At 27.6% G+C, this 21,313-nt stretch carries 18 protein-coding genes and 2 tRNA genes; 11 read left to right on the top strand and 9 right to left on the bottom strand.

Annotated elements, in window-relative coordinates; all coding sequences use genetic code 11:
* Window positions 1-33: 33 nt before the first annotated feature.
* The 7 genes from sdhA (at window position 34) to QML81_RS07335 (ending at window position 6,969) form a co-directional block, all read left to right on the top strand.
* The gene (sdhA, locus tag QML81_RS07365; protein WP_281950779.1) at window positions 34-1,746 is read left to right on the top strand and encodes a succinate dehydrogenase flavoprotein subunit; all 1,713 of its coding nucleotides are present in this window, start codon (window positions 34-36) and stop codon (window positions 1,744-1,746) included.
* 12 nt (window positions 1,747-1,758) lie between these two features.
* Window positions 1,759-2,718, top strand: a complete 960-nt coding sequence (locus QML81_RS07360) for a succinate dehydrogenase/fumarate reductase iron-sulfur subunit (RefSeq protein WP_281950778.1) — start codon at window positions 1,759-1,761, stop codon at window positions 2,716-2,718.
* An 11-nt stretch (window positions 2,719-2,729) separates the two neighbouring features.
* Window positions 2,730-3,608: a CoB--CoM heterodisulfide reductase iron-sulfur subunit B family protein gene (locus QML81_RS07355; RefSeq protein ID WP_281950777.1), complete on the top strand. Its 879-nt coding sequence runs from the start codon at window positions 2,730-2,732 to the stop codon at window positions 3,606-3,608.
* A 51-nt stretch (window positions 3,609-3,659) separates the two neighbouring features.
* The gene (locus tag QML81_RS07350) at window positions 3,660-4,544 is read left to right on the top strand and encodes a hypothetical protein (RefSeq protein WP_281950776.1); all 885 of its coding nucleotides are present in this window, start codon (window positions 3,660-3,662) and stop codon (window positions 4,542-4,544) included.
* An 86-nt stretch (window positions 4,545-4,630) separates the two neighbouring features.
* A complete protein-coding gene (locus QML81_RS07345; RefSeq protein WP_281950775.1) occupies window positions 4,631-5,014 on the top strand; it encodes a class II SORL domain-containing protein in 384 nt (127 codons plus the stop codon).
* A gap of 60 nt (window positions 5,015-5,074) precedes the next feature.
* Window positions 5,075-5,734: a uracil-DNA glycosylase gene (locus QML81_RS07340; RefSeq protein ID WP_281950774.1), complete on the top strand. Its 660-nt coding sequence runs from the start codon at window positions 5,075-5,077 to the stop codon at window positions 5,732-5,734.
* Window positions 5,731-6,969, top strand: coding sequence for a hypothetical protein (locus QML81_RS07335; RefSeq protein WP_281950773.1), 1,239 nt, complete (start codon window positions 5,731-5,733; stop codon window positions 6,967-6,969). Before QML81_RS07340 ends, QML81_RS07335 begins: the two co-directional genes overlap by 4 nt.
* Here QML81_RS07335 and QML81_RS07330 read toward each other — a convergent pair.
* From QML81_RS07330 to QML81_RS07315, 4 genes are read right to left on the bottom strand one after another with little or no spacing between them, the layout of a single operon-like run.
* The gene (locus QML81_RS07330) at window positions 6,929-7,297 is read right to left on the bottom strand and encodes a YbgC/FadM family acyl-CoA thioesterase (protein WP_281950772.1); all 369 of its coding nucleotides are present in this window, start codon (window positions 7,295-7,297) and stop codon (window positions 6,929-6,931) included. The genes QML81_RS07335 and QML81_RS07330 overlap by 41 nt on opposite strands.
* A gap of 8 nt (window positions 7,298-7,305) precedes the next feature.
* Entirely contained in the window at window positions 7,306-9,975 is a 2,670-nt protein-coding gene (locus QML81_RS07325) for a cation-translocating P-type ATPase (RefSeq protein ID WP_281950771.1), read from the bottom strand.
* Window positions 9,962-10,783, bottom strand: coding sequence for a hypothetical protein (locus QML81_RS07320; RefSeq protein WP_281950770.1), 822 nt, complete (start codon window positions 10,781-10,783; stop codon window positions 9,962-9,964). Before QML81_RS07320 ends, QML81_RS07325 begins: the two co-directional genes overlap by 14 nt.
* 33 nt (window positions 10,784-10,816) lie before the next feature.
* Window positions 10,817-11,839 carry a bifunctional 3,4-dihydroxy-2-butanone 4-phosphate synthase/GTP cyclohydrolase II gene (locus QML81_RS07315; protein ID WP_281950769.1) on the bottom strand — a complete coding sequence of 341 codons (1,023 nt, stop codon included), beginning with the start codon at window positions 11,837-11,839 and terminating at the stop codon, window positions 10,817-10,819.
* A gap of 145 nt (window positions 11,840-11,984) precedes the next feature.
* On the opposite strand from QML81_RS07315, the gene QML81_RS07310 reads away from it, so the two are divergent.
* Both QML81_RS07310 and QML81_RS07305 read left to right on the top strand, forming a co-directional pair.
* Window positions 11,985-12,059 (top strand) — tRNA-Gln (locus QML81_RS07310).
* 9 nt (window positions 12,060-12,068) lie between these two features.
* A tRNA-Met gene (locus QML81_RS07305) sits at window positions 12,069-12,145 on the top strand.
* Window positions 12,146-12,222: 77 nt separating this feature from the next.
* Here the strand turns inward: QML81_RS07305 and QML81_RS07300 are convergent.
* The 5 genes from QML81_RS07300 to QML81_RS07280 form a co-directional block, all read right to left on the bottom strand.
* The gene (locus QML81_RS07300) at window positions 12,223-13,089 is read right to left on the bottom strand and encodes a KaiC domain-containing protein (protein WP_281950768.1); all 867 of its coding nucleotides are present in this window, start codon (window positions 13,087-13,089) and stop codon (window positions 12,223-12,225) included.
* Window position 13,090: 1 nt separating this feature from the next.
* Window positions 13,091-13,642 (bottom strand): archaemetzincin family Zn-dependent metalloprotease, encoded by a 552-nt coding sequence (locus QML81_RS07295; RefSeq protein ID WP_281950767.1) that lies wholly within the window; start codon window positions 13,640-13,642, stop codon window positions 13,091-13,093.
* Window positions 13,635-14,336 carry an anaerobic ribonucleoside-triphosphate reductase activating protein gene (locus QML81_RS07290; protein ID WP_281950766.1) on the bottom strand — a complete coding sequence of 234 codons (702 nt, stop codon included), beginning with the start codon at window positions 14,334-14,336 and terminating at the stop codon, window positions 13,635-13,637. Before QML81_RS07290 ends, QML81_RS07295 begins: the two co-directional genes overlap by 8 nt.
* A complete protein-coding gene (gene nrdD / locus QML81_RS07285) occupies window positions 14,318-14,488 on the bottom strand; it encodes an anaerobic ribonucleoside-triphosphate reductase (RefSeq protein ID WP_281950765.1) in 171 nt (56 codons plus the stop codon). Before nrdD ends, QML81_RS07290 begins: the two co-directional genes overlap by 19 nt.
* A 185-nt stretch (window positions 14,489-14,673) precedes the next feature.
* The gene (locus QML81_RS07280; protein WP_281950764.1) at window positions 14,674-16,803 is read right to left on the bottom strand and encodes a ribonucleoside triphosphate reductase; all 2,130 of its coding nucleotides are present in this window, start codon (window positions 16,801-16,803) and stop codon (window positions 14,674-14,676) included.
* Window positions 16,804-16,896: 93 nt separating this feature from the next.
* Between QML81_RS07280 and QML81_RS07275 the strand changes: the two genes are divergently transcribed.
* Entirely contained in the window at window positions 16,897-18,585 is a 1,689-nt protein-coding gene (locus tag QML81_RS07275) for an autotransporter assembly complex protein TamA (RefSeq protein WP_281950763.1), read from the top strand.
* Window positions 18,582-21,272: a translocation/assembly module TamB domain-containing protein gene (locus QML81_RS07270; RefSeq protein ID WP_281950762.1), complete on the top strand. Its 2,691-nt coding sequence runs from the start codon at window positions 18,582-18,584 to the stop codon at window positions 21,270-21,272. The genes QML81_RS07275 and QML81_RS07270 overlap by 4 nt, the downstream gene beginning before the upstream one ends.
* Window positions 21,273-21,313: the final 41 nt, after the last annotated feature.

The raw sequence follows: 21,313 nt of genomic DNA, 5'->3' as shown, positions 1-21,313 counted from the left end.
AATCAAAAAAATTTCATCATAAGGAAAATTTGGATGGAAATACCTATTATTAAAAAAGATGTTGTAATTGTTGGTGCAGGATTAGCAGGATGTGCTGCTGCAAGAGAATTAAAAAAAGCAGGCAAAGATGTGCTTGTTTTAACAAAACTTCATCCTTTAAGAAGCCACTCTGGAGCTGCTCAAGGTGGTGTTAATGCAGCTTTGAGCGAAGAGGATAGCGTTGATCTTCATATGTTTGATACTGTAAAAGGAAGTGATTATTTAGCAGACCAAAACGCAGTTGAACTTATGTGTTCAAAAGCTCCTGAAACAATTAGATGGATTGAAAGAATGGGAGCTGCATTTAGTAGAAATGAAGAAGGAAAAATTGCTCAAAGGCCTTTTGGTGGACAAAGCAAGCCTAGAGCCTGTTTTGCAAAAGATAGAACAGGTTTAACTCTTCTTCAAACTATATATGAACAAGCTTTTAGAGAAGGGGTTGAGTTTTGGGATGAATGGTATGTAGCTGATCTTTTATATAAAGATGGAAAAGCTTATGGAGTTGTAGCATTTAATTTAAGAGATTCAAAACCAGCTATTTTTAATGCAAAAGCTGTTATGTTTGCAACTGGTGGCTATGCAAGAGCTTTTAGAATAAATTCAAATGCACACGCAAATACTGGAGATGGTCTGAGCATCTTTGCTAGACATGGACTTCCTCTTGAAGATATGGAATTTGTGCAATTTCACCCATCTGGTCTTGCAGGAAGTGGAATATTGATAAGTGAAGCAGCTCGTGGAGAAGGCGGAAGATTATATAACTCTCTTGGTGAGAGATTTATGGAAAAATATGCACCTGAAAAGATGGAGCTTGCTCCAAGAGATGTTGTTAGTAGAGCAATTGCAAATGAGATAAGAGAGGGAAGAGGTGTAGGACCTGATAAAATGGCAGTATATCTTGATCTTACTCATCTTGGTGAGAAAAAAATAATGGAAAGGCTACCTGAGTTAAGAGATTTAGCAATAACATTCCTTGGCCAGGATATGGTAAAAGAACCTATTATGATTACTGTTACTGCTCACTATTCTATGGGTGGGATCCCAGTTGATATTGATGGACATGTAAGAAAAAATAAAGATGAATTAACTGAAGGTTTATATGCAGCCGGTGAGTGTGCATGTGTTAGCGTTCATGGAGCAAATAGACTTGGAGCAAACTCACTACTTGAAGCTCTGTTTTTTGGAAGACATGTAGGTGAGACAATAGCTAAAGATTTAGACAATATCTCTTGTCATGAAGCCCAAAAGCTTGAAGCAAACAGAATGCTTGAAGAGATGGAGTTTGTATTAACAAATAACGGAAATGAAAGAACTGCACAATTAAGAAAAGAGTTGCAAGATAGTATGTTTGAAAATGCTGGAGTTTTTAGAACAGAGGAATCTTTATTAAAACAAAAAGAGATATTAAAAGAGCTTAGACGAAGATATAAAAATATAAGAATAGATGATAAATCAAAAACATTCAATACAGACCTTCAAGAAGCAATAGAGCTAGGACATATGCTTGATTATGCAGCTTTTATTGTTGAAGGAGCAATTGCTAGAAAAGAGTCACGTGGTGCTCATTATAGAGAAGATTTTCCAAAAAGAGATGATGAAAACTTCTTAAAACATACTTTAGCTTATATGGATGAAGAAGGAAATATAAATCTTGATTATATGGATGTGGTGCTTGGTAAATTTGAACCTCAAGAAAGAAAATATTAATAGGGGCAAAAAATGAAAGTAACTTTAAAAGTATTTAGATTTAATGCTGAAACCGATTATCTTCCCCATTACGACACAATTGAGATGGATGTTGGAGAAGATGAAGTAGTATTGGATGTTTTAAATAAAATCAAATGGGAGCATGACGGAAGCTTTACATATAGAAGAAGTTGTAGACACGGAATCTGTGGAAGTTGTGCAATCAAAGTAAATGGAAGAAGCACCCTTGCTTGTAAAGAGAGAATGGTAGATATGATTGAGCTTTTTGGAAATGAGCTTACTTTTGAGCCTGTTTCTAAAAAGAGAGTTATTAAAGATATGGTTGTAGATAAGAGTGATTTTTGGGAAAAACATGACTCAATTATACCTTATCTTGTTGCAGAGATTGATGAACATCCAGAAAGTGAAAATATAGTTTCTCCTGAAGATGCAGAAAAACTTGAAGAAGCTGATTATTGTATTCAATGTGGTTGCTGCTATTATGCATGTCCTGTTGTAAATGAAGCTAATGAACAATATTTTGGACCTGCTGCTTTAGTTAAAGCTTATAGATTTAATGCAGATATAAGAGATAATGATAAAAAAGAGAGACTCGAAATTGTTGATAAACTTGGACAAGGTGTTTGGGATTGTGTTAAATGTTTTGAGTGTACCGAAGCTTGTCCAAAAGAACTTGATCCTATGAGCAAAATAACAAAACTTCATAATCAACTATTTGAAGAAGGCGTAGTTGAACATAATGTTGCAAGTCGCCATGCTGTTGGATTTAAAAAATCTATCGAAAAACATGGTATTTTAGATGAAGGACATTTAGTAGCATACAGTGAAGGATTTGCAGTATTTAAACATATTCCAGAAGCTTTAGCAATGTTTAAGAAAGGAAAAATAGTCTTTCCTTGGAATATGCCTAAATCTAAAAATCTTGATGAAATTAAAAAACTTATAAAAATATCATCTACAGCTAAATTTTAAAAGGAAAAAAGATGAGTTTAAAATATGCACTATATACTGGATGTACGGCAAGAGAAAGTACCCCTGAACTTTTAAAATCAACTTTGGCAGTTGCTAAAAAACTTGGAATCGAGATAGTTTTACTTGACGAAGCAAGCTGTTGTGGAGCAAGCCATCTTCAAGATTTTGATGATTTTTTAAGCCTTGTTTTAAATGCAAGAAATATCTGCTATGCAGAAAAACTTGATCTTCCTATGATTACAATCTGTAATACTTGTCAATTAAACACAGCTTTAACAAAAAAAAGACTTGATGAAAATGAAGAGTTGAAATCAAAAGTAAATGAAAAACTTGCTGAAGTTGGCTTAGAATATAAAGGAACAGTATCAGTTAGACATTTCTTATATGCACTTATTGAAGATTATGGTCTTGATAAAATAAGAGAAAAAGTTGAAAAACCACTTAGTCAATTTAATATTGCACCTTTTTATGGATGCCATAATATTAGACCAAGTGAACTTCATCATTATACAAATAAAACAAAAGAGTCAGCCTATAATCCAACAAGCCTTGATGATTTGATAAAAGCTTTAGAAGGAAACAGTGTTGATTATGAACATAAAAACAAATGTTGTGGATTTCATGTAGATTTACAAGCACCACATACTGCAAATAGATTAAGCGGCAATGCTCTTGTAGATGCTATAGACAATGATGCAGATATGATGGTAACACCTTGCCCACTATGTCATCTAAACCTTGATGTGAAACAGCATGCAGCCTCAAAAGAGGTAGGAAGAGATATAAAACTGCCTATTCTTCATCTTCCTCAATTAATAGGTTTAGCTCTTGGATGTACTCCTGAAGAGTTAGGCTTAAATCATAATGTAACTTCTGTAAATATAGTCTAATTTAAATTTGATGGGATATAATTCCCATCAAATTTAAAAAAAGGACTATAAATGAAAAAAACTACTTTTCTTTTTTTATCTGCAATATCTTTTTTATCTGCTGCTGAATTTGAAATTGGAAAAGGAAACGCTTCATTAGAGGGAGGCTTTTTAGGTTTCAATAAGAAAAAGAGCGACAGTGTTAAAATTTTAACTTTTAAAGAACAACATCAAAATATATTAAAATCAAATATTTTTTACTCTTATAAAATAAGTTATATAAAATCAGACACTATACAAAAAGAAAAACAAAATTTTAATACTGGATATTCGCAAAATATTCCTAATAATCCTTTTGGTATAAATAGCCAAATTATCCCGATGCCAGATATAAATTATGAAATAGAGGGCTTAGATGCTCAAATATCTTTGGGATATGATGTATTAAAAAAAGACAATAGAAATTATTTAGGATTAGGAATAATAGGAGGAATCTCTCTTCCATGGATAGAGAGCGAAAAAAATGACAATAATAATGCTAACGATTTTATAAAAAATGGTTTTGAAAGAAGCAAAACTAAAATAAAAACATTTAAAATCGGTCCAACATTATCATTTCAAAAAACATTAAATAGATATTTTTCAATCTTTGGAGATTTTAATTATGCATATCAAACAGGAAAAATAAAAAATAATTACGCAAATTTTAATAGTAATATAAATGGAAATTTTTATGAATATAATATTGGTATTCGCTTTCAAGTAAAAACTTTTAAAAAGAGTTTTTTAGGAATTATAATATCTCCAAGATTTTTTATACAAACTGGATATAGAAAAAGTAAATGGGAATTTAAAGATTTAGATATTGATATAAGTGGATATGGAGTTTACTTTGATAAAAGTGATCTTAAAATGGATATTGATCAAACATATATAAGTTTAGGATATAAATTTTAAAAAAAAATAAATAAGAGTATTTTTATCCTAATTTAATAATTTAACAGGTAAAATATTGGAGCAATAAAATAATTAAGGAGGCCAAAATGCCAAAAATAAACAGATATGTAGATATCAGTGAAGTAGAAAGAGAGTCTAAAAAAGATTATATCGACAGACATTCACCTTTTGTTCATTGTGAAAGTAGTGCAAAAAAAGGTGAAAAATTTAAAGTAAAAGTAAAAGTTGGAAATGAATATTCACATCCTGATGATTTTGATCACTATATTGCTTATGTTCAACTTTGGGATGGTGAGAGACTACTTGGACAAGCAACTTTTACTCCCGGAACTTTAGGAAATGAAAAAAGCCAAGTAGAAGTTGATTTTTATATCATTCCACAAAAAAATCTTACATTAACTGCAATGAGTTACTGTACAAAACATGGTTTATGGGAAAGCGATCCTGTAAAAGTAGAAGTAACTGAATAATAAAAACGGGCTCTTGCCCGTTTTATACCTATTTAATCTCATATTTGCTAATATCTTCAAATGGATAAAATCAAAAAAGCAAAACTTTTAAAAAATCTTTATTATCAAAAATGGATTGGATATCAATATATTGATCCAATTAATATCGAAAATAATCATAAAAATATCTCTTTGCCAAATTCACTTGAAAAGTTAAAAGAAATTGTTAAAAACTGCCATCTTTGTGACCTATCTAAAACAAGAAAAAATGTAGTATTTGGCGAAGGAAATCCACATGCAAAACTTATGTTTATAGGAGAAGGACCTGGCGCAACAGAAGATGAGATGGGAAGGCCATTTGTTGGTAGGGCTGGGCAACTTTTAACAAAAATGATTGAAAATGTTTTAGAAATCAAAAGAGAAGATGTTTATATAGCAAATATAGTAAAATGCAGACCTCCAAATAACAGAGTCCCTACTGAAGAAGAAGCAAAAACCTGTATGCCATATCTTATAAAACAGATAGAGATTATAAATCCTAAAATTTTAGTTGCATTAGGAAGTACAAGTTATAGATACTTGACAAATGATACCACTCCTATTTCAAAAATAAGAGGAGAAATAGTAAAATATAAAGATAAAATTTTAATTCCAACATATCATCCAAGCTTTTTATTAAGAAATCCTTCAAAGAAAAAAGAGGCATATTTAGATCTATTAAAAATTAAGAGTCTATTATGAAAAAAATATTAAAAATTTTTATAATATTAATGTTTGAATTATCGATTTTTGCGAAAAGCATAATATTATCTCCTTTGCCAATTCCAAACTGTGAAGTATTAGATATAGAACTTCAAGAGTGTGATGATAATTGTTTATTTGACTATTTGGAAAATGGAAAAGTTTTTTCATTTTTATCTAAAGCAAAAAATAGTGAAAATGAAAAAATAAAAGAAAATTATATGCTTCTATCATCAACTTTAAATATCTCTCCACAATTTTTAGCAGTTAAAAAAATGAATATTGCAATGATTCTTCCAACAAAAAAAATTGGAAGCTATGCAATATCAACAACAAGGTCTATAATATCCTATCTTCTATTTAGAAATGTAAAATTTCATCTAAAAACATTTGAAATTAAAGATGAAAATTATGAAACAATTCTTGAGACTATTGAAAATATCAAGAAAGAAAATTTTAACTTTATAATTGCTCCATTGACATTAGAAGGAGCAAATAATTTAGCAAATATAAATACAGAAAATTTAAATATATTCATACCAACAATAAATAAAAATGATGTTTTTCCTTTAGAAAATAGTAACATAATTTTTGGAGGTATTAATTATAAAGAACAAATTGATAAGCTATTAGATTATGCAAATGAAAATATTATTATTTTTTACGAAAACAGAAGTCCATTAGCATATAAATTGACAAAAATAATAGAGAATGAATCGAATAGTTCTAAAATTAAAGAGATAGAAGTTCAAGATGAAGCTGCAAACTTAAAGAAATTTTTTTATAAAAATGAAGATATAAACAGCAGTACTATTTTTTTAAATACCCCAATAGTCAAAAGCTCATTAATACTTTCACAATTAACCCTTTATGATTTAAAGCCTATACAAATTTTATCAACTCAAATAAATTATAATCCATTACTGTTTAATCTAACTCAGCCTATTGATAGAGAAAATCTTATAATAGCAAATTCTATAATACACCCTTCAAAAATATTAGAAGAATATAATTCATTAATAAATAATGATATTGAATTTAACTGGATAAATTATTCAACTTCTATAGGAATAGATATATTTTTCAATAAAGAGACAATGCAAAAAAGAGTATTTGATGAAAATATTGAAAATAATCAAATCAATTATAATGTAATGCTATATAAAGCATTATATGGAAAATTTATTTTAGCTCCTATAATTTTTCAAACAGATTTAGAAAATCCTGAGGAATAGCAGATGGTCTATCATTACAAATAAAAGCTAGTTTTATCTCCATTTCAAAAATTTTTTCACTATTTTTATAAATAATCTGCTTTAATTTTATATATACTCTTTTAATTTCCAATACTTTAGTTTCTACCTCCAAAATGTCTGCAAATCTAGCGGGCTTTATATATTTTGCTTTAATTTCAGTAACAACAAAATGACATCCATCTTTAACAGGAAGAAGATTGTTTTTAAAAAAAATCTCACTCCTTGCTCTTTCACAAAATTTCAAATAATTAGCATAATAAACAACTCCACCAAGGTCTGTATCTTCATAATATACTCTTATTTTCATTTTTTTTCCTAAATTAATATTTTTCTTTTTTTAATATATTTATATGTTTCATTTGTAATAAACAATATAATAGGGAAAGGAAGTAGCACCCATAAATCTTGAATTGGTACATGAGCTGTATTGAATATTTTTTGAACTACAGGCACATTAAGTAACGCCCAAATCCATACAAATACCGCAAACATAGCAAAAAAGAGCAATTTATTTGATTTTAAATCTATCTCCCATATATTAAAATCCCAGCTTCTAAGTGTCCATACATTTGCTAACTGACATGTTACTGCACCAAGTAAAGTCATTGTCATAGCCTGTCTATATAAAATAGGATCACTTATATGAACCTCTCCATAATGCCATCCATGATTTAATAAAAAGGTAATAAATGCAAACATTGCAGCACTAGCTTCAATAACACCTAACATAAAGTAGCCTCTTTTGAATACTTCAAAATCCAAAATTTTCTCTTTTTTTCCAACAGGAGGCCTGTTCATAATATTTTTTTCTGGTTTTTCACTTCCAAGAGCAAGACCAGGTAGCATATCTGAACCCAAATCTATAGATAATATTTGAATAACAGATAGCGGATTTGGAATTTTAAGAAAAAATGATAAAACATAAGGAACAATTTCTGGTACATTAGAAGATAAAATATATGTTACAAATTTTTTGATATTAAAATATACTGTCCTACCCTCTTCTATAGCAGCAACAATAGATCTAAAATTATCATCAAGTAAAATCATATCACTCGCCTCTTTTGCCACATCTGTACCACTTCCCATGCCTACGCCAATATCTGCTTTTTTCAGTGCTGGAGCATCATTAACTCCATCACCTGTCATTGCAACTACTTCCCCATTTTTTTGCAAAGCACTCGCAATTTTTAACTTTTGTGCACTTGCCATTCTTGCAAATATATATACTTTATTTTTTAAAATTTCTTGTAACTTTTCTTCATCAACCTTTTCTATTTCATCACCTGTTAAAACCCCATCAAATTGCAATCCTATCTCTTTAGCAATTGCCTTAGCAGTTATAGCATTATCACCAGTTATCATCATTATCTTTATTTTTGCTTGATAACATTTTTCAACTGCTTCTTTTACCTCTTCTCTTGGAGGATCTTTCATAGCTACAAAACCTAAAATAGTCAAGTTCTCCTCTTTGTCTTCTTTTCCGATTGCTATTGTAAGTACTCTAAAAGCTCTACTCTCTAACTCTTCAAGCTTATTTTCAAATCTTTTCTTTGCAGTTGTATCAAGTTTTATAATATTTTTCCCATTATAAAAATGCGTTGATCTTTCTAAAATCTTTTCAGGTGCTCCTTTTACATATAAAACTTTTTTATTATCAATCTCTACCAAAGTTGACATCATTTTTCTTTCACTACTAAAAGGATTCTCTTTTATCTTTTTACAATTTTTTATATCAATCTTATATTTTTTTGCAGCTACTACTAATGCAATCTCCGTTGGATCACCGATAGCTTTATCTTTTTCAACAATAGCTCTTGAGTTACACCATCCAGCAATCAAAAGATCTTTTAATAATTGTTTATCTGTATATCTATTTTTAAATATAAATTCTCCTTCTATCTCATAACCTTCTCCCGTAACTTCTATATCATCACCATTAGCCAAATAAATCTCTTTTACAGTCATTTGGTTTTTTGTTAAAGTTCCTGTTTTATCAGTACATATTGTTGTTACACTTCCAAGAGTTTGAACAGAAGCAAGATTTTTTATCAAAGCCTTTCTTTTTGCCATTCTTTGAGCTGCTAAAGAAAGAGATAAAGTAATAGTTGGAAGAAGACCTTCTGGGACATTTGCAACAATCAATGAAAGAGCAAAAATGGATGCTATTAAAAATCCTTTATTTGAAAGAATCCCTAAAACAAAAAAGACAACTCCAGCTAAAAGAGCTAAAATTGTCAAAATTTTTGTCATTCTTATAATCTCTTTTTCTAAAGGAGTTAAAGATTTTTGTACATTTTGGGTTAAAGTTGCAATTTTTCCAAACTCTGTTGCCATTGAAGTTGCTACAACAACTGCTTCTGCACTTCCTCTAACTACAACACATCCAGCATAAACCATATTTTTTGCATCAATTTCTCTTTTCGCATCTCCCGGATAAATTTCTCTTTTTTTCGGTTTTGATTCACCATCAATTGCTGATGTATCAATATAAAAATTATTTACTTCTATTAAAACACCATCTGCAGCAATCTTATCCCCTTCTTCTAAAATCATAATATCACCAGGGACAAGCTCTTTTGAGTCAATTTTGAAAATTTTGCCCTCTCTTCTTACTTTTACATATGTAGGCATAAGTTGTAAAAGAGCTTCCATTGTCTTATCTGCTTTATATTTTTGCCAAAAAGTAAAATTTGCATTTATAAAAACTGCACCAAATATTGCATAAGCTAAAATATCATTTCCCTCATTTGGCTGAAAATAGTCTGCTATAAGGGCTAAAATACCAGCAATTATAAGAAGAATGGGGAAAAACTCTGTATACTCTTTCAAATACTCTTTTATATAATTCTTTTTCTTCCTAGTTTGAATAATATTAAATCCAAAATCTTTAAGCCTTTTTTTTACCTCTTTTTTACTCAATCCATTTTTGGATGTCCTAAATTCTAAAAAAAGTTTCTCTTTACTTAATTTAAAAGGCTTCATAATATTTTTCTTTATAAGGAATAAAATATATTGTATTTATTATAGGTAGTGTAAACAATATATCAATAGGATGCCTATTAAAAAAACTCTCTTTATGATGCCCTCCAACAATAGCCAAATCAAAACCATATTTTGCAATATGAGCATTTACTTTTTCTATCTCTTCCATCATTGTAAAATCATGTTTTATGCTTAATTCATATTTCATCAGTTTAGCTAAATTAAAATAGTGCCCAAGATTAAAAATAATATTTTTAACTTTTTTACTTTTTTGATTTTCATCTAAAAAAGCTAGAAAATTTCTTGTAACTTTATCAATTGAATAAATTTGTGCTTTTGCAGAATGTGTTAAAGCAAATGTCATAAAAAAAGTAAATTTTTTTACAGATAATTTATCTTCTCTTATTGGTAAAATAATTTTATCTATATTTTTTATATCTCCAATCTTTACAATTTTGACTATAGCAATATCAGATTTTAAATCTTTTTTTAATAAAGATTTAGCAAACGAACTTTCAAAAATTGTATGTTTATGTTTTGTTGAAGTAAATATTTGAACAATATTCTCTTTTTCTATAAATGATTTTAATTGATATATATCTTCTAAAATAATAAAATCGATTTTAACACTCAAATTATCCGCATAAAGTTTTATATTTTCATAACTTTTTTTTACTTCATCTGTAGAAATTTTCTCTTTTATATAAATTGCATAAACTTTCAAATTCAACTTTTTTGCATATTTTATTGCATAAAAAGAGGAGTTTTCTGAAATTATTGAGCCATTTATAAAAGTTGCTACTTTCATTTTTTTCTTTCAAAGCAATCTTTAAAAAACTATTTAAATTTCAATTTCATCGATTATATCTAAACCAAATCCACTTAAACCAACAAACTCTTTGCCTTTTTTGGATGTTAAAAGTTTTATTTTTTCTATACCTAAATCTTTTAATATTTGAGCACCTACTCCATACTCTTTTGTTTGATCGCTTACTCCCATAGGGTTATCTATAAAAACCAAAACACCACTGTTTTTCTTTATATATTCTATAGAATTTATTAAAGATTTGAATCTATCTTGATTTAATAAAAGATCTCTATCTTTTATAACATTATGAAATTTTACATTTGCAGTTTTTTTCAAATTATAAAAAATAATAGCAGTATGCCTATTTTTAAGATGATCTTCATAAACTATCTCTTTTGCTTTTATATTAAAAAATTCTATATCTTTTTCATCAACCTTTCTTACCAAAGACTCATTTCTTAATCTATATTCAACAAGATCAGAAATATAAACAATTTTTAAATTATGTTTTTTCGCAAATGTCTCTAAATCATCACGTCTTGCCATAGTTCCATTTTCATTCATTATCTCACAAATTACAGCAGCTTCTCTTAATCCAGCAAGTTTGCATAAATCAACTGAACCCTCAGTATGCCCGGTTCTAACTAATACCCCACCCTCTTTTGCAATTAATGGAAAAATATGTCCTGGCTTTACAAAATCCTCTGATGTGCTTAATGGAGAAGCTAGAAGTTTTATAGTTAAATCCCTTTCATATGCTGATATTCCAGTTGTTGCCTCTTTTGCATCAACAGAAACTGTAAAAGCAGTTTCATGTTGTGAATTATTATCTTTTACCATTGGCTCAAGCTGGAGCTTTTTTGCAATATTTTTTGAAATTGCCACACAAATCAAACCTCTTGCGGCACTTGCCATAAAATTTACTTTTTCAGGTGTACTAAAAGTTGCAGCATATACTAAATCACCTTCATTTTCTCTATCTTCATCATCTATCATAACAACCATATTACCTTTTTTTATCTCTTCAATCGCTTCTTTTACTCTCTTGATAGGCATTTAATCTCCAAATTTTTTTTAAGTAATTATACCATTTATATCTGTTATAAAAATGCTATATTTATTGAACATATAAAAACTCTTGACAATATAAAAAATTTGTATTATAATTTCAGCCGAATTTGAAGGAGATACTTCCTAAGATTGGGGTGTCGCCAAGTGGTAAGGCAGCAGGTTTTGGTCCTGCCATTCGGGGGTTCGAATCCTCCCACCCCAGCCACTTCAATGACGCGGAGTAGAGCAGTCTGGTAGCTCGTCGGGCTCATAACCCGAAGGTCGCAGGTTCAAATCCTGCCTCCGCAACCAATTATAAATTTTTTTAATCTTCTCTCCAAAAACATATATCTAAAATTCTTCATATATAAAAGATTAATGTAACATGCTTAATGTTCTACTATTGATTCTCCGATTACAATAAGACCAGTATCAGTTATTTGCATATGGTGGGTATCTGTATCGTGAGCACTTAAGCGGCAACCATCTATTCTAAATAGTCTTATTATTTCTCCAATTTTTTTATGATAAAGATTTGCTTTATAAGAGGAGTTTATAAGCTCTTTTGCTAAAACCAAAGTTCCATCTAAAATATGCCCTACTGCATAACCTCCTGCAGCTTCTGCAGTAAGCTCTTCATGGCTTCCTCTTTTTTGTGAAACAACAAGAGCAGTTTGGAAATTCTCTTTCATAACATTATATAACTTTCTTATTATTGTTCTTGCAGTCATCTCTTTATTTTCGAAAAGCCCTGTAATTGAGTCAATAACAGTAAATTTTGCATCATATGTATCAAAAGCATAGCTCATTGTAGCAATTAAATCTGGAATATTTTCTCGTAAAGCATTATCTGTTGCTACATCTATTAAAATAAGATTTTTATCGATTTTATTAAAATCATATCCAAGAGCAGCAGCTCTAAGTTTTAGAGAATTAATTGTAAAAATTGCTGGAGTCTCAACAGTTATAAATACTACTTTTTCGCCCCTATTTGCTTGAGTAACTGCAAACTGTTCAACCATTATAGATTTTCCTGTATCACTTACTCCAGTGACTTGTAATACTGAATATTTAGGAATTCCTTTAAGTGATTTTTTCTCAATTTTTTTCTTTTTTGTTTCTATTATAAAAAATAGATCATCAAGACCCTCTATACCAGAAGGAACTCCTTCAATTTTTGGAGCTTTTGAAATAAGTTCTTTTCCGATAAATATTTTATCTTTTCTGATCTTTGGAACTTGTGAAGAGGGATACATATCAAACCTTTATACAAAGTTTATCTTTTGCTTTTTCCCAACAGTTATCACAAAAATTATAGCTTTTTTTATCTGTATCAACAATTGAATTTGAAAAATGCATAACACATTTTGGATTTGGGCAGTGTTCAAGACCTAATGTGTGTCCTATCTCATGTATAGCTTCTTTTAAACTTCTTTCAAAAAACAAAGATTTATCTTCAGGTAGGGCATAAAATAAATTGTGAAGTCTTTTTGTAGAAATTATTGCAACAGAGTAAAAAGGAGATGCCATACCAAAAACAAAATTTAGTCCAGGCTCATATAAATCAACTGAAGTAACTCCAAGAATTATTTCACTCTCTTCACTTTTTTCTAAAATAAGATTTTCTAAAAATTTTTCAGCTAAAAACTGCTTTCTAAATCCATCATATGCATCATATGGTAAAGGGGAATTATTAAGATAATAAGCATCTATTTTTAAAACTTCAGAAATCTTTTTTAATAGAAAATCAATAAAATATTTATCATTTAATGAAAAAGTTTTTATTAATACTCTATCAAAATTACACATTTTTAAACTCAAAATTTCTAAATTCTATATCTATTTTTTTTTCTAAAAGTGAACCCTCTATAAATCTTTCTTGAAAACCGATATCTTTTAATGTTTTGTCAATATGAATATAATTTTGAATGAAATATCTCTTTTTATATCCCATATTTTTTAAAATATCAATTATCTCATTTATATCATTTTCATTTAAAAGCAAAGTATGCACAGTTGTTCTAATTTCATACTCAATATCACTTTGTATCAAAATTTCAATACTTTCTAGAGTCTGCTCATAACTATTAATTTTTGCTATATTTTCAAATTTCTTTTTTGGTCCTTTAAAATCTAAAGCAACATAATCAAGATAGCCTTTTTCAATAAGCTTTTTTAAAATATCTGGATTACTTCCATTTGTATCTAATTTAATTTTATAACCAAGTTCTTTGATACTTTTACATATTTTAAAAATATCTTTATGCAGTGTAGGCTCTCCACCACTAATTACTACTCCTTCTAAAACCCTTTTTCTTTTGTTTAAAAATTTTATCACCTCATCAAAATTTAAACTATTTTTACCAAAAACAATATCGGGATTATGACAATATGGACATCTCATATTACATCCAGCAAGCCATATTATAGCTGCTGGAGTATCTGGAAAATCAAGAAGTGTAAATGTTGTTAAATCAAAAACTTTTATATTGTTATTTTGCATTTTTCCTCTCTAAATTGCTTTCTCTCTTTATGCTCTCCTTTTTTACCAATATTAAAACTTTCTACTGGTCTATGATATCCCATAACTCTTGTATACACCATACATTTTGTTCTTTTATGTTCTAACATTTTTAAAATCTCTTCTCTTCTCATTTTGTCTCCTTTTTGTAAATTTGACATTGGACATTAGACATTGGTCATTGGGAATTGGGAATTAATTTTTTTCCTTCACCCTTTTACTTTTATCCTTCAACCTTAACATTTTCTCCACTATCCCGCTACGCCTCTATTCCACTAATCCACTATAAACTCTTAACTAACTTACTCACCCCACTCACCTAACTCAACTCTTTTTCACCTTTCAAATACTCTTGAATTAGCTCTTCATCACATTTTGGGCAATATTCATGCTCCCCACTTATATATCCATGTTTTGGACATACGCTAAATAGTGGCGTTACTGTTATATAAGGAAGTTTATAATTTTCAATAACCGCTTTTACAAGCTTTCTTGCAGCTTCAGCACTACTTACTTTTTCACTCATATATAGATGTAAAACTGTACCGCCTGTATATTTACACTGCAGTTCATCTTGCAAATCAAGTGCTTCAAATGGATCATCTGTATATCCAACCGGTATTTGAGATGAGTTTGTGTAATATATATTTTCTCCAAATCCTGCTTGAATAATATCTGGAAATCTTTTTTTATCCTCTTTAGCAAATCTATATGTTGTTCCTTCAGCTGGTGTTGCTTCAAGATTGTATAAATTTCCTGTCTCTTCTTGATATTTTTTTAGTCTTTCTCTCATAAAATCTAAAATATTTAATGCAAACTCTACTCCTCTCTCATCAGTTATATCATAAGCATCATCAGTAAAATTTCTAATCATCTCATTTATTCCATTAACACCAATAGTTGAAAAGTGATTATTAAAATTTGGCAAATATCTTTTTGTATATGGATAAAGCCCTCTTTCAAACATCTCATTTACAAATTTTCTTTTCTTCTCTAAAGTGGATTTTGCTATATCCATAAGTCTTGTGAGCTCTTTGAAAAGCCCTTTTTTATCTTTTTTAAATCTATATCCGAGTCTTGCCATATTGATTGTTACAACTCCAATGCTACCAGTCATTTCTGCACTTCCAAAAAGCCCATTCCCCCGCTTTAGAAGCTCTCTTAAATCAAGCTGCAATCTACAGCACATACTTCTAACAGCATTTGGTTTGTAACTATCTGGATTTTCTTTTTTTTCTCCTGTAACTGGATCGATAATATATTGACTACCTATAAAATTTTGAAAATAACTACTTCCAATTTTTGCAGTATTTTCAAATAAAATATCTGTATTTTCTCCATACCAGTCAAAATCTTCTGTAATATTTACTGTTGGGATAGGAAATGTAAAAGGTTGTCCTGATTTATCTCCCTCAGTCATAACTTCATAATACGCTCTATTTATAATATTCATCTCTTTTTGAAAATGCTTATATGTTAGAGATGTTAAATCATCTACACCTCTTTCTTTTGCCTTTTGTAAAAGTTTTTCATCATTTTTAACATCTTCAAAAAGATGTCTATCATTTTTTGTAGGAAATTGATCTTTTAAATCTTCTGGAACTGTCCAATCAATAGTAATATTTGTAAATGGGCTTTGTCCCCAACGAGCAGGAACATTTAGGTTATATACAAAACTTCTAATTGCTTCTTTTACCTCATCATAATTTAAATCATCTTTAAAAACATAAGGAGCCAAATAGGTATCAAAAGAGCTAAAAGCTTGCGCTCCAGCCCATTCGCTCTGCAGTATTCCCAAAAAGTTTGCCATCTGACCAAGAGCCGTTCTAAAATGGTTTGGAGGCCTGCTTTCAACTCTCCCTCTTACTCCATTAAATCCTTCATTTAATAAAACTCTTAAACTCCATCCAGCACAATATCCTGTTAAACAGTCTAAATCGTGTATATGAATATCTCCATTTCTATGAGCATAGCCCTCCTCTTTACTATAAACCTTATCAAGCCAAAAATTAGCTATCACTTTTCCAGCTAAATTATTTACAAGTCCAGCATTTGAATATCCAGTATTAGCATTTGCATTTATTCTCCAATCACTTTTATTTATATACTCTTCTACACTTTGAGTAGAATTTATAAAAGTTGTATCATCACTAAGTCCTAAAATATGCTCTCTTTGAATCTTATGTAAAAATCTATATGTTATAAAAGATTTCATAACATCAAAATAACCAGCACGATAAAGTTCATACTCGATAATATCTTGTATCTCTTCAACCGCTTTTACAGTAGAAAATGATATCCTTATCAAAACACTCTCATACACTCTTTTATCATACTCAACCAATACACTATCAAAAGCTGCTTTAATTGCATCTTCAATTTTATAAGCTCTAAACTCTTCAGTAGAGCCATCTCTTTTAATAATAACTTTTGGAAGAGGAAGCTGCATTTAAACTCCTTTTATTTAACCTCTACTAAAATTTTAGCTAATCAATATGATTTTTATGTGACAATAAAAAAGGAAAATATTTGAAAGGAAAAGATGAGGTTTTTAATTATATTTATCTTCTCTTTAACTCTTTTTGCAGCAAAATATAGTATAGATTTTAAAGGTAATAAAACATTTGATAAAAATACTTTATATAAAGAACTTGGTTTTGAAAAAACTTTTTGGCAGATTTTGACATTTAAAAAATTAAAACCAAAAGTGGATGAAAAAATCCTTCCTTCATTAAAAGAAGAGCTTGAACTTTTTTATAAACAAGAAGGGTATTGGCATTCAAAAATTACACTTAAAAAAGATAAAAAACTAAAAAAAGCAATTTTTATTATAGATGAAAATAGACCAGTAATCATAAAAAAAATAGAAATAACCTCAAATTTTCCAATAGAAAAATATATTGAGTTAAAAGAAAATGCTAAATTTAATACAAAAAAATTCATTCAGACCAAAGAAAATATAAAAAAGGCTCTTCTTAAAAAAGGATATTGCAGTTATGAGTTTGATCCAAAAAGCTATCTTTATCTTCAAAAAAATGAAGCTTATGTTGTATTTTATGTTAACAAAGGTGAGATTTGTAAAATTAAAAAAATTAATATTACTGGTAACAAATCAATAAAAGATGATGTAATTTTATCTCATATATATTTTAAAAAAGGGGATAATTTTAGCCTTGAAAAAATAGAGGAAAGTTATAAAAGACTTTATGCTCTTGAATATTTTAGAAGCGTTAATATTGATTATTCAAAAAAGATAAATAACAATATCTTATCCGAAATTAAAGTAAAAGAGAGAAAAAAAAGAAATATCTATAAAACTGGAATAGGATATGAAAGCAAAAATGGATTTCATATAAATTTTTCTTGGAAAAATATCAATATATCTCAAAAACAGATAAAAATAGATACAATCTATTCAAATAATAAAAAAGAGATTTCTACTAAATTTTTTATACCTTCTGTAAAAATCTTATCTAATAGTTATGATATAGTAAATAAAATTCTTATAAATGAAGAAAAGTTTGACTATTTTTCTCAAAAAGTTAAACAAATTGGTATAAATTTTATAAAAGAGTATTATAAACTCTCATATAGTTTAGGTCTATTTCTAGAAAATAGTAAAATTTTTGATACCTCTTCTTGTTATAATGATGGAACTTATAAAATGATATATCCAACTTTTACATTTATATTAGACAATAAAGATTCAAAAATATCTCCTAAAAATGGATTTATTATAAAAAGCAATTTTGAAGGTAGTCTTGAAACATTTTCAGATATTACATATATAAAAAATTTAAATGAAGCTGGGATATATTTTGATTTTGATAAATTCTCTCTTTTTTTAAAAGGTAAAATTGGCATTATCGATTCAAATAAAGATTTAAATCCATCAAAACTTTTTTATGCTGGAGGAATTAATTCAAATAGAGCATATTCATATAACTCTCTATATGCAACAGATTCAAAATGCAAAAGTGGTGGTTATTCTATTTTAGAAACTTCTATAGAGCTCTCTTATCCAGTATATAAAAAAATTTTGGGAATTATTTTTTGGGATAGAACAGTTTTAAGTGTAAAAAAATATAGTTTTTTCAATAAACCAATCAATGGCATTGGATTTGGTGCAAAATATCCAACTAAAATTGGAGATTTAAGATTTTATATGGGATTTGATGCAAAAGATTTTAGAAAAAATGCTCTTAATATTGCAATAGGAGCAACATTTTGAAAAAAGTTTTTTTTATAATAGAGATATTTTTATTAGTGATATTGACTTTTTTTGTATTAGAAAGCAAAGAAAAAATATTGGAAAATTTTATTAAATATGAGCTTTTAAAATATAAAATTTCAACATCTATAAAATGGAATAAAATTGATAATTTTATTTTTGAAAATATTAAATACAAAAAAGATTCATTATCATCAAAAATTGATATTTTTTTAGATTATAGATATTTTTTAAATGGAGTAATTGGCTTTAAATCTATAAAAATTGATAATTTAAATATCAACAATCTATTTAAAATTAAAACACAAAAAAGCTCTTCTAAATTTTTCATACCAATTTTTATAAAAAAGATAAATATTGATTCAAACTACAGATTTAAAAATAAAAACAGCAAAATATTTCTATATGCTACAGATATAAAAATCAAAAAAGATATAGATGCAAAGATTAAAAATATTAAAATTTCAACTTTTTGGTTTGATTTAAAAGGCTCAGGCAAAATCAAAAAAAATGTAGCTTATTTAGACAGTAAAACTTTTTTGAAAAAAAGTCTAAAAATAGAAGAAAATATTTTAGAAAAATTAAATCCAATAATATCAAAAATAGTAATAGATAAAACAAAAATCTCTTTTGATAGCTTCACAAAAATAGAAAATCTTTACAATTTTAAAAAAATTAATGCAAATTTAGCAGGAAAATATATTTTTAAAGATAAAAAATTATCATCAAAATTAAAAGCCAAGTTTTTTAGAAAAAATATAAATATTTTTATAGATTCAAATATAAACTATAAAAATAGTCTAAAATATAATGGGATTTGCAAAATCACTAATAATTATAATTTTGAAAATATAAAAGATAACATTTATAAAAAGATAGAAATTTCATTTTTGGGCAATGAAAAAAAAGTTGAAGGAAAAATCAAAAACCTTCCTATATCTTTTAATATAAAAAAAGAAAAAAATAAATTTGTAGCAAATATAAAATCAGATAAAATTTTTATAAAAGATGTTTTAAAAAAATATCCAAGTGACTTGAAAGAAATTTATCTTTTATTAAATATAGATGCCAAATTTTTCAAAAAAGCAGATATTAAATTTAATATCAACTCAAATATTGCTTCAATAAAAGGAGAATATTTAAATAAAACTATAAAATCAAAAATATTTTTATCAGACAATTTTTCTATGAAATATAATATTAAAAAAGATTTTTCTCCTATTGATTTAAATATAAAATTTCAAAATAGTACCATTTTGGTTTATATTAAAAATAGCTATTTTTCATCAAAAATTAAATATGACAAATTATTACAAGCAGATTTAAATCTTCTAGATACAGTTTTTATCAAAATATATTCAAAAAATTTGAAAGAAAAACTCTATGTTAATTTAGATATACCATCTTTTTTTGATTTTTATAAAAAAGCAAAAGTATTTTATCCTCTACCAAATATGTATTTAGATTCAAAATTAGATATTACTTTAGATTTTAATATAAAAAAATTAACATACAGTGGAAAAATACATTCTCCTTGGCTTGTATATGAATATAAAAAATATAACTATTTTGCATTAACTTATCTTTTAGCCCATTTCAATGGAGATTTAAAAACTTTTATTATTGATTATTATGCTTTGGCTCTGCCAAATCACTCATTTTTTGCTACAAAAAGCTCAAAATTTGAAATATCACAAAATAATATTAAAGTAAAAGAGTTTTGGATTGAAGATAAGATAAAGATAGAAGGATTTTACAATCTTTTTAAAGATGGTAGATTTTTTATAAATGCAAAAGATTATAGATACTCCTCAGTTGAAGGTATAGCAAAAGTAAATACAAATTTACAAGCAGATATTAATAAAAAAAATATCTACATTCAAGGAGATATTTTTATAAAAGATGCTCAAATCACATATAATCCAAGAAGAATAAAAACTATAGAGGATGAAGATATAATAATTATAGATAAAGAAAAACCAGTTAAATCAATGTTTTTTAAAAATTTTGTAGGACTTAATATACATATCTATTCTAAAAAGCCTCTTTTTTATCATATCAAAGATTTAAATGCTTTAATTTTGCCCGATATTACTATATGGAAAGAGTATCAAAAGGATCTTCAACTCCTTGGTATGGTAGAAGTTTTAAAAGGAAAATATACATTTGGAAACAAAATATTTAAAATTAAAAAAAGTGATATAGATTTTTATGGTCCGCCAAAAAATCCTATGTTAAATTTATTAGTTGAATATGAAAAAGATGAATATACGATCTTTATAAAAATTGTAAATAATCTTCAAAATCCGATTATTTTATTTGAATCTGAACCATATCTATCACAAAACGATATCTTATCTTTAATACTTTTTGACTCAAAACTCTCTTCATTGCTATTTAAAAGTGTAGGGTCTGAAAAATTTACAGGTATTTTTAGCAATTTTTTTGTAAAGGATTTAATAGAGTCTTTTGGTCTAAAACTTGATAAATTTTCACTAATTACTTCAGAAAATAGAATAGGTTTTGAAATAGGGAAAAAAATTGCAGAAAAAATCACAGTTCTTTATAAAAATGATCAAATTTCAACAATCGTAATTAGATATAAAATCAAAAAAAATCTCCAAAGTGAAATTACTATTTCACCTGAAGTAAACTCATTTGATCTTTATTATAAAATAGAAAAGTAGTTATATCAAAGACATTTGACATTTGTAATTAGTATATTGGT

The sequence above is a fragment of the Nitrosophilus kaiyonis genome (assembly GCF_027943725.1).
Classification (GTDB): domain Bacteria; phylum Campylobacterota; class Campylobacteria; order Campylobacterales; family Nitratiruptoraceae; genus Nitrosophilus_A; species Nitrosophilus_A kaiyonis.
Note: the sequence above shows the minus strand (reverse complement) of the source record. Positions and strands in the feature narration are given on the sequence as shown.

What these genes read in the sequence shown, in the direction of transcription:
- QML81_RS07275 (WP_281950763.1), top strand. Translation starts at nt 16,897, where the DNA reads ATGAGGTTTTTAATTATATTTATCTTCTCTTTAACTCTTTTTGCAGCA.
- QML81_RS07330 (WP_281950772.1), bottom strand. Translation starts at nt 7,297, where the DNA reads ATGAAAATAAGAGTATATTATGAAGATACAGACCTTGGTGGAGTTGTT.
- QML81_RS07335 (WP_281950773.1), top strand. Translation starts at nt 5,731, where the DNA reads ATGAAAAAAATATTAAAAATTTTTATAATATTAATGTTTGAATTATCG.
- QML81_RS07290 (WP_281950766.1), bottom strand. Translation starts at nt 14,336, where the DNA reads ATGCAAAATAACAATATAAAAGTTTTTGATTTAACAACATTTACACTT.
- QML81_RS07280 (WP_281950764.1), bottom strand. Translation starts at nt 16,803, where the DNA reads ATGCAGCTTCCTCTTCCAAAAGTTATTATTAAAAGAGATGGCTCTACT.
- nrdD (WP_281950765.1), bottom strand. Translation starts at nt 14,488, where the DNA reads ATGAGAAGAGAAGAGATTTTAAAAATGTTAGAACATAAAAGAACAAAA.
- QML81_RS07340 (WP_281950774.1), top strand. Translation starts at nt 5,075, where the DNA reads ATGGATAAAATCAAAAAAGCAAAACTTTTAAAAAATCTTTATTATCAA.
- sdhA (WP_281950779.1), top strand. Translation starts at nt 34, where the DNA reads ATGGAAATACCTATTATTAAAAAAGATGTTGTAATTGTTGGTGCAGGA.
- QML81_RS07315 (WP_281950769.1), bottom strand. Translation starts at nt 11,839, where the DNA reads ATGCCTATCAAGAGAGTAAAAGAAGCGATTGAAGAGATAAAAAAAGGT.
- QML81_RS07350 (WP_281950776.1), top strand. Translation starts at nt 3,660, where the DNA reads ATGAAAAAAACTACTTTTCTTTTTTTATCTGCAATATCTTTTTTATCT.
- QML81_RS07300 (WP_281950768.1), bottom strand. Translation starts at nt 13,089, where the DNA reads ATGTATCCCTCTTCACAAGTTCCAAAGATCAGAAAAGATAAAATATTT.
- QML81_RS07295 (WP_281950767.1), bottom strand. Translation starts at nt 13,642, where the DNA reads ATGTGTAATTTTGATAGAGTATTAATAAAAACTTTTTCATTAAATGAT.
- QML81_RS07360 (WP_281950778.1), top strand. Translation starts at nt 1,759, where the DNA reads ATGAAAGTAACTTTAAAAGTATTTAGATTTAATGCTGAAACCGATTAT.
- QML81_RS07325 (WP_281950771.1), bottom strand. Translation starts at nt 9,975, where the DNA reads ATGAAGCCTTTTAAATTAAGTAAAGAGAAACTTTTTTTAGAATTTAGG.
- QML81_RS07345 (WP_281950775.1), top strand. Translation starts at nt 4,631, where the DNA reads ATGCCAAAAATAAACAGATATGTAGATATCAGTGAAGTAGAAAGAGAG.
- QML81_RS07320 (WP_281950770.1), bottom strand. Translation starts at nt 10,783, where the DNA reads ATGAAAGTAGCAACTTTTATAAATGGCTCAATAATTTCAGAAAACTCC.
- QML81_RS07355 (WP_281950777.1), top strand. Translation starts at nt 2,730, where the DNA reads ATGAGTTTAAAATATGCACTATATACTGGATGTACGGCAAGAGAAAGT.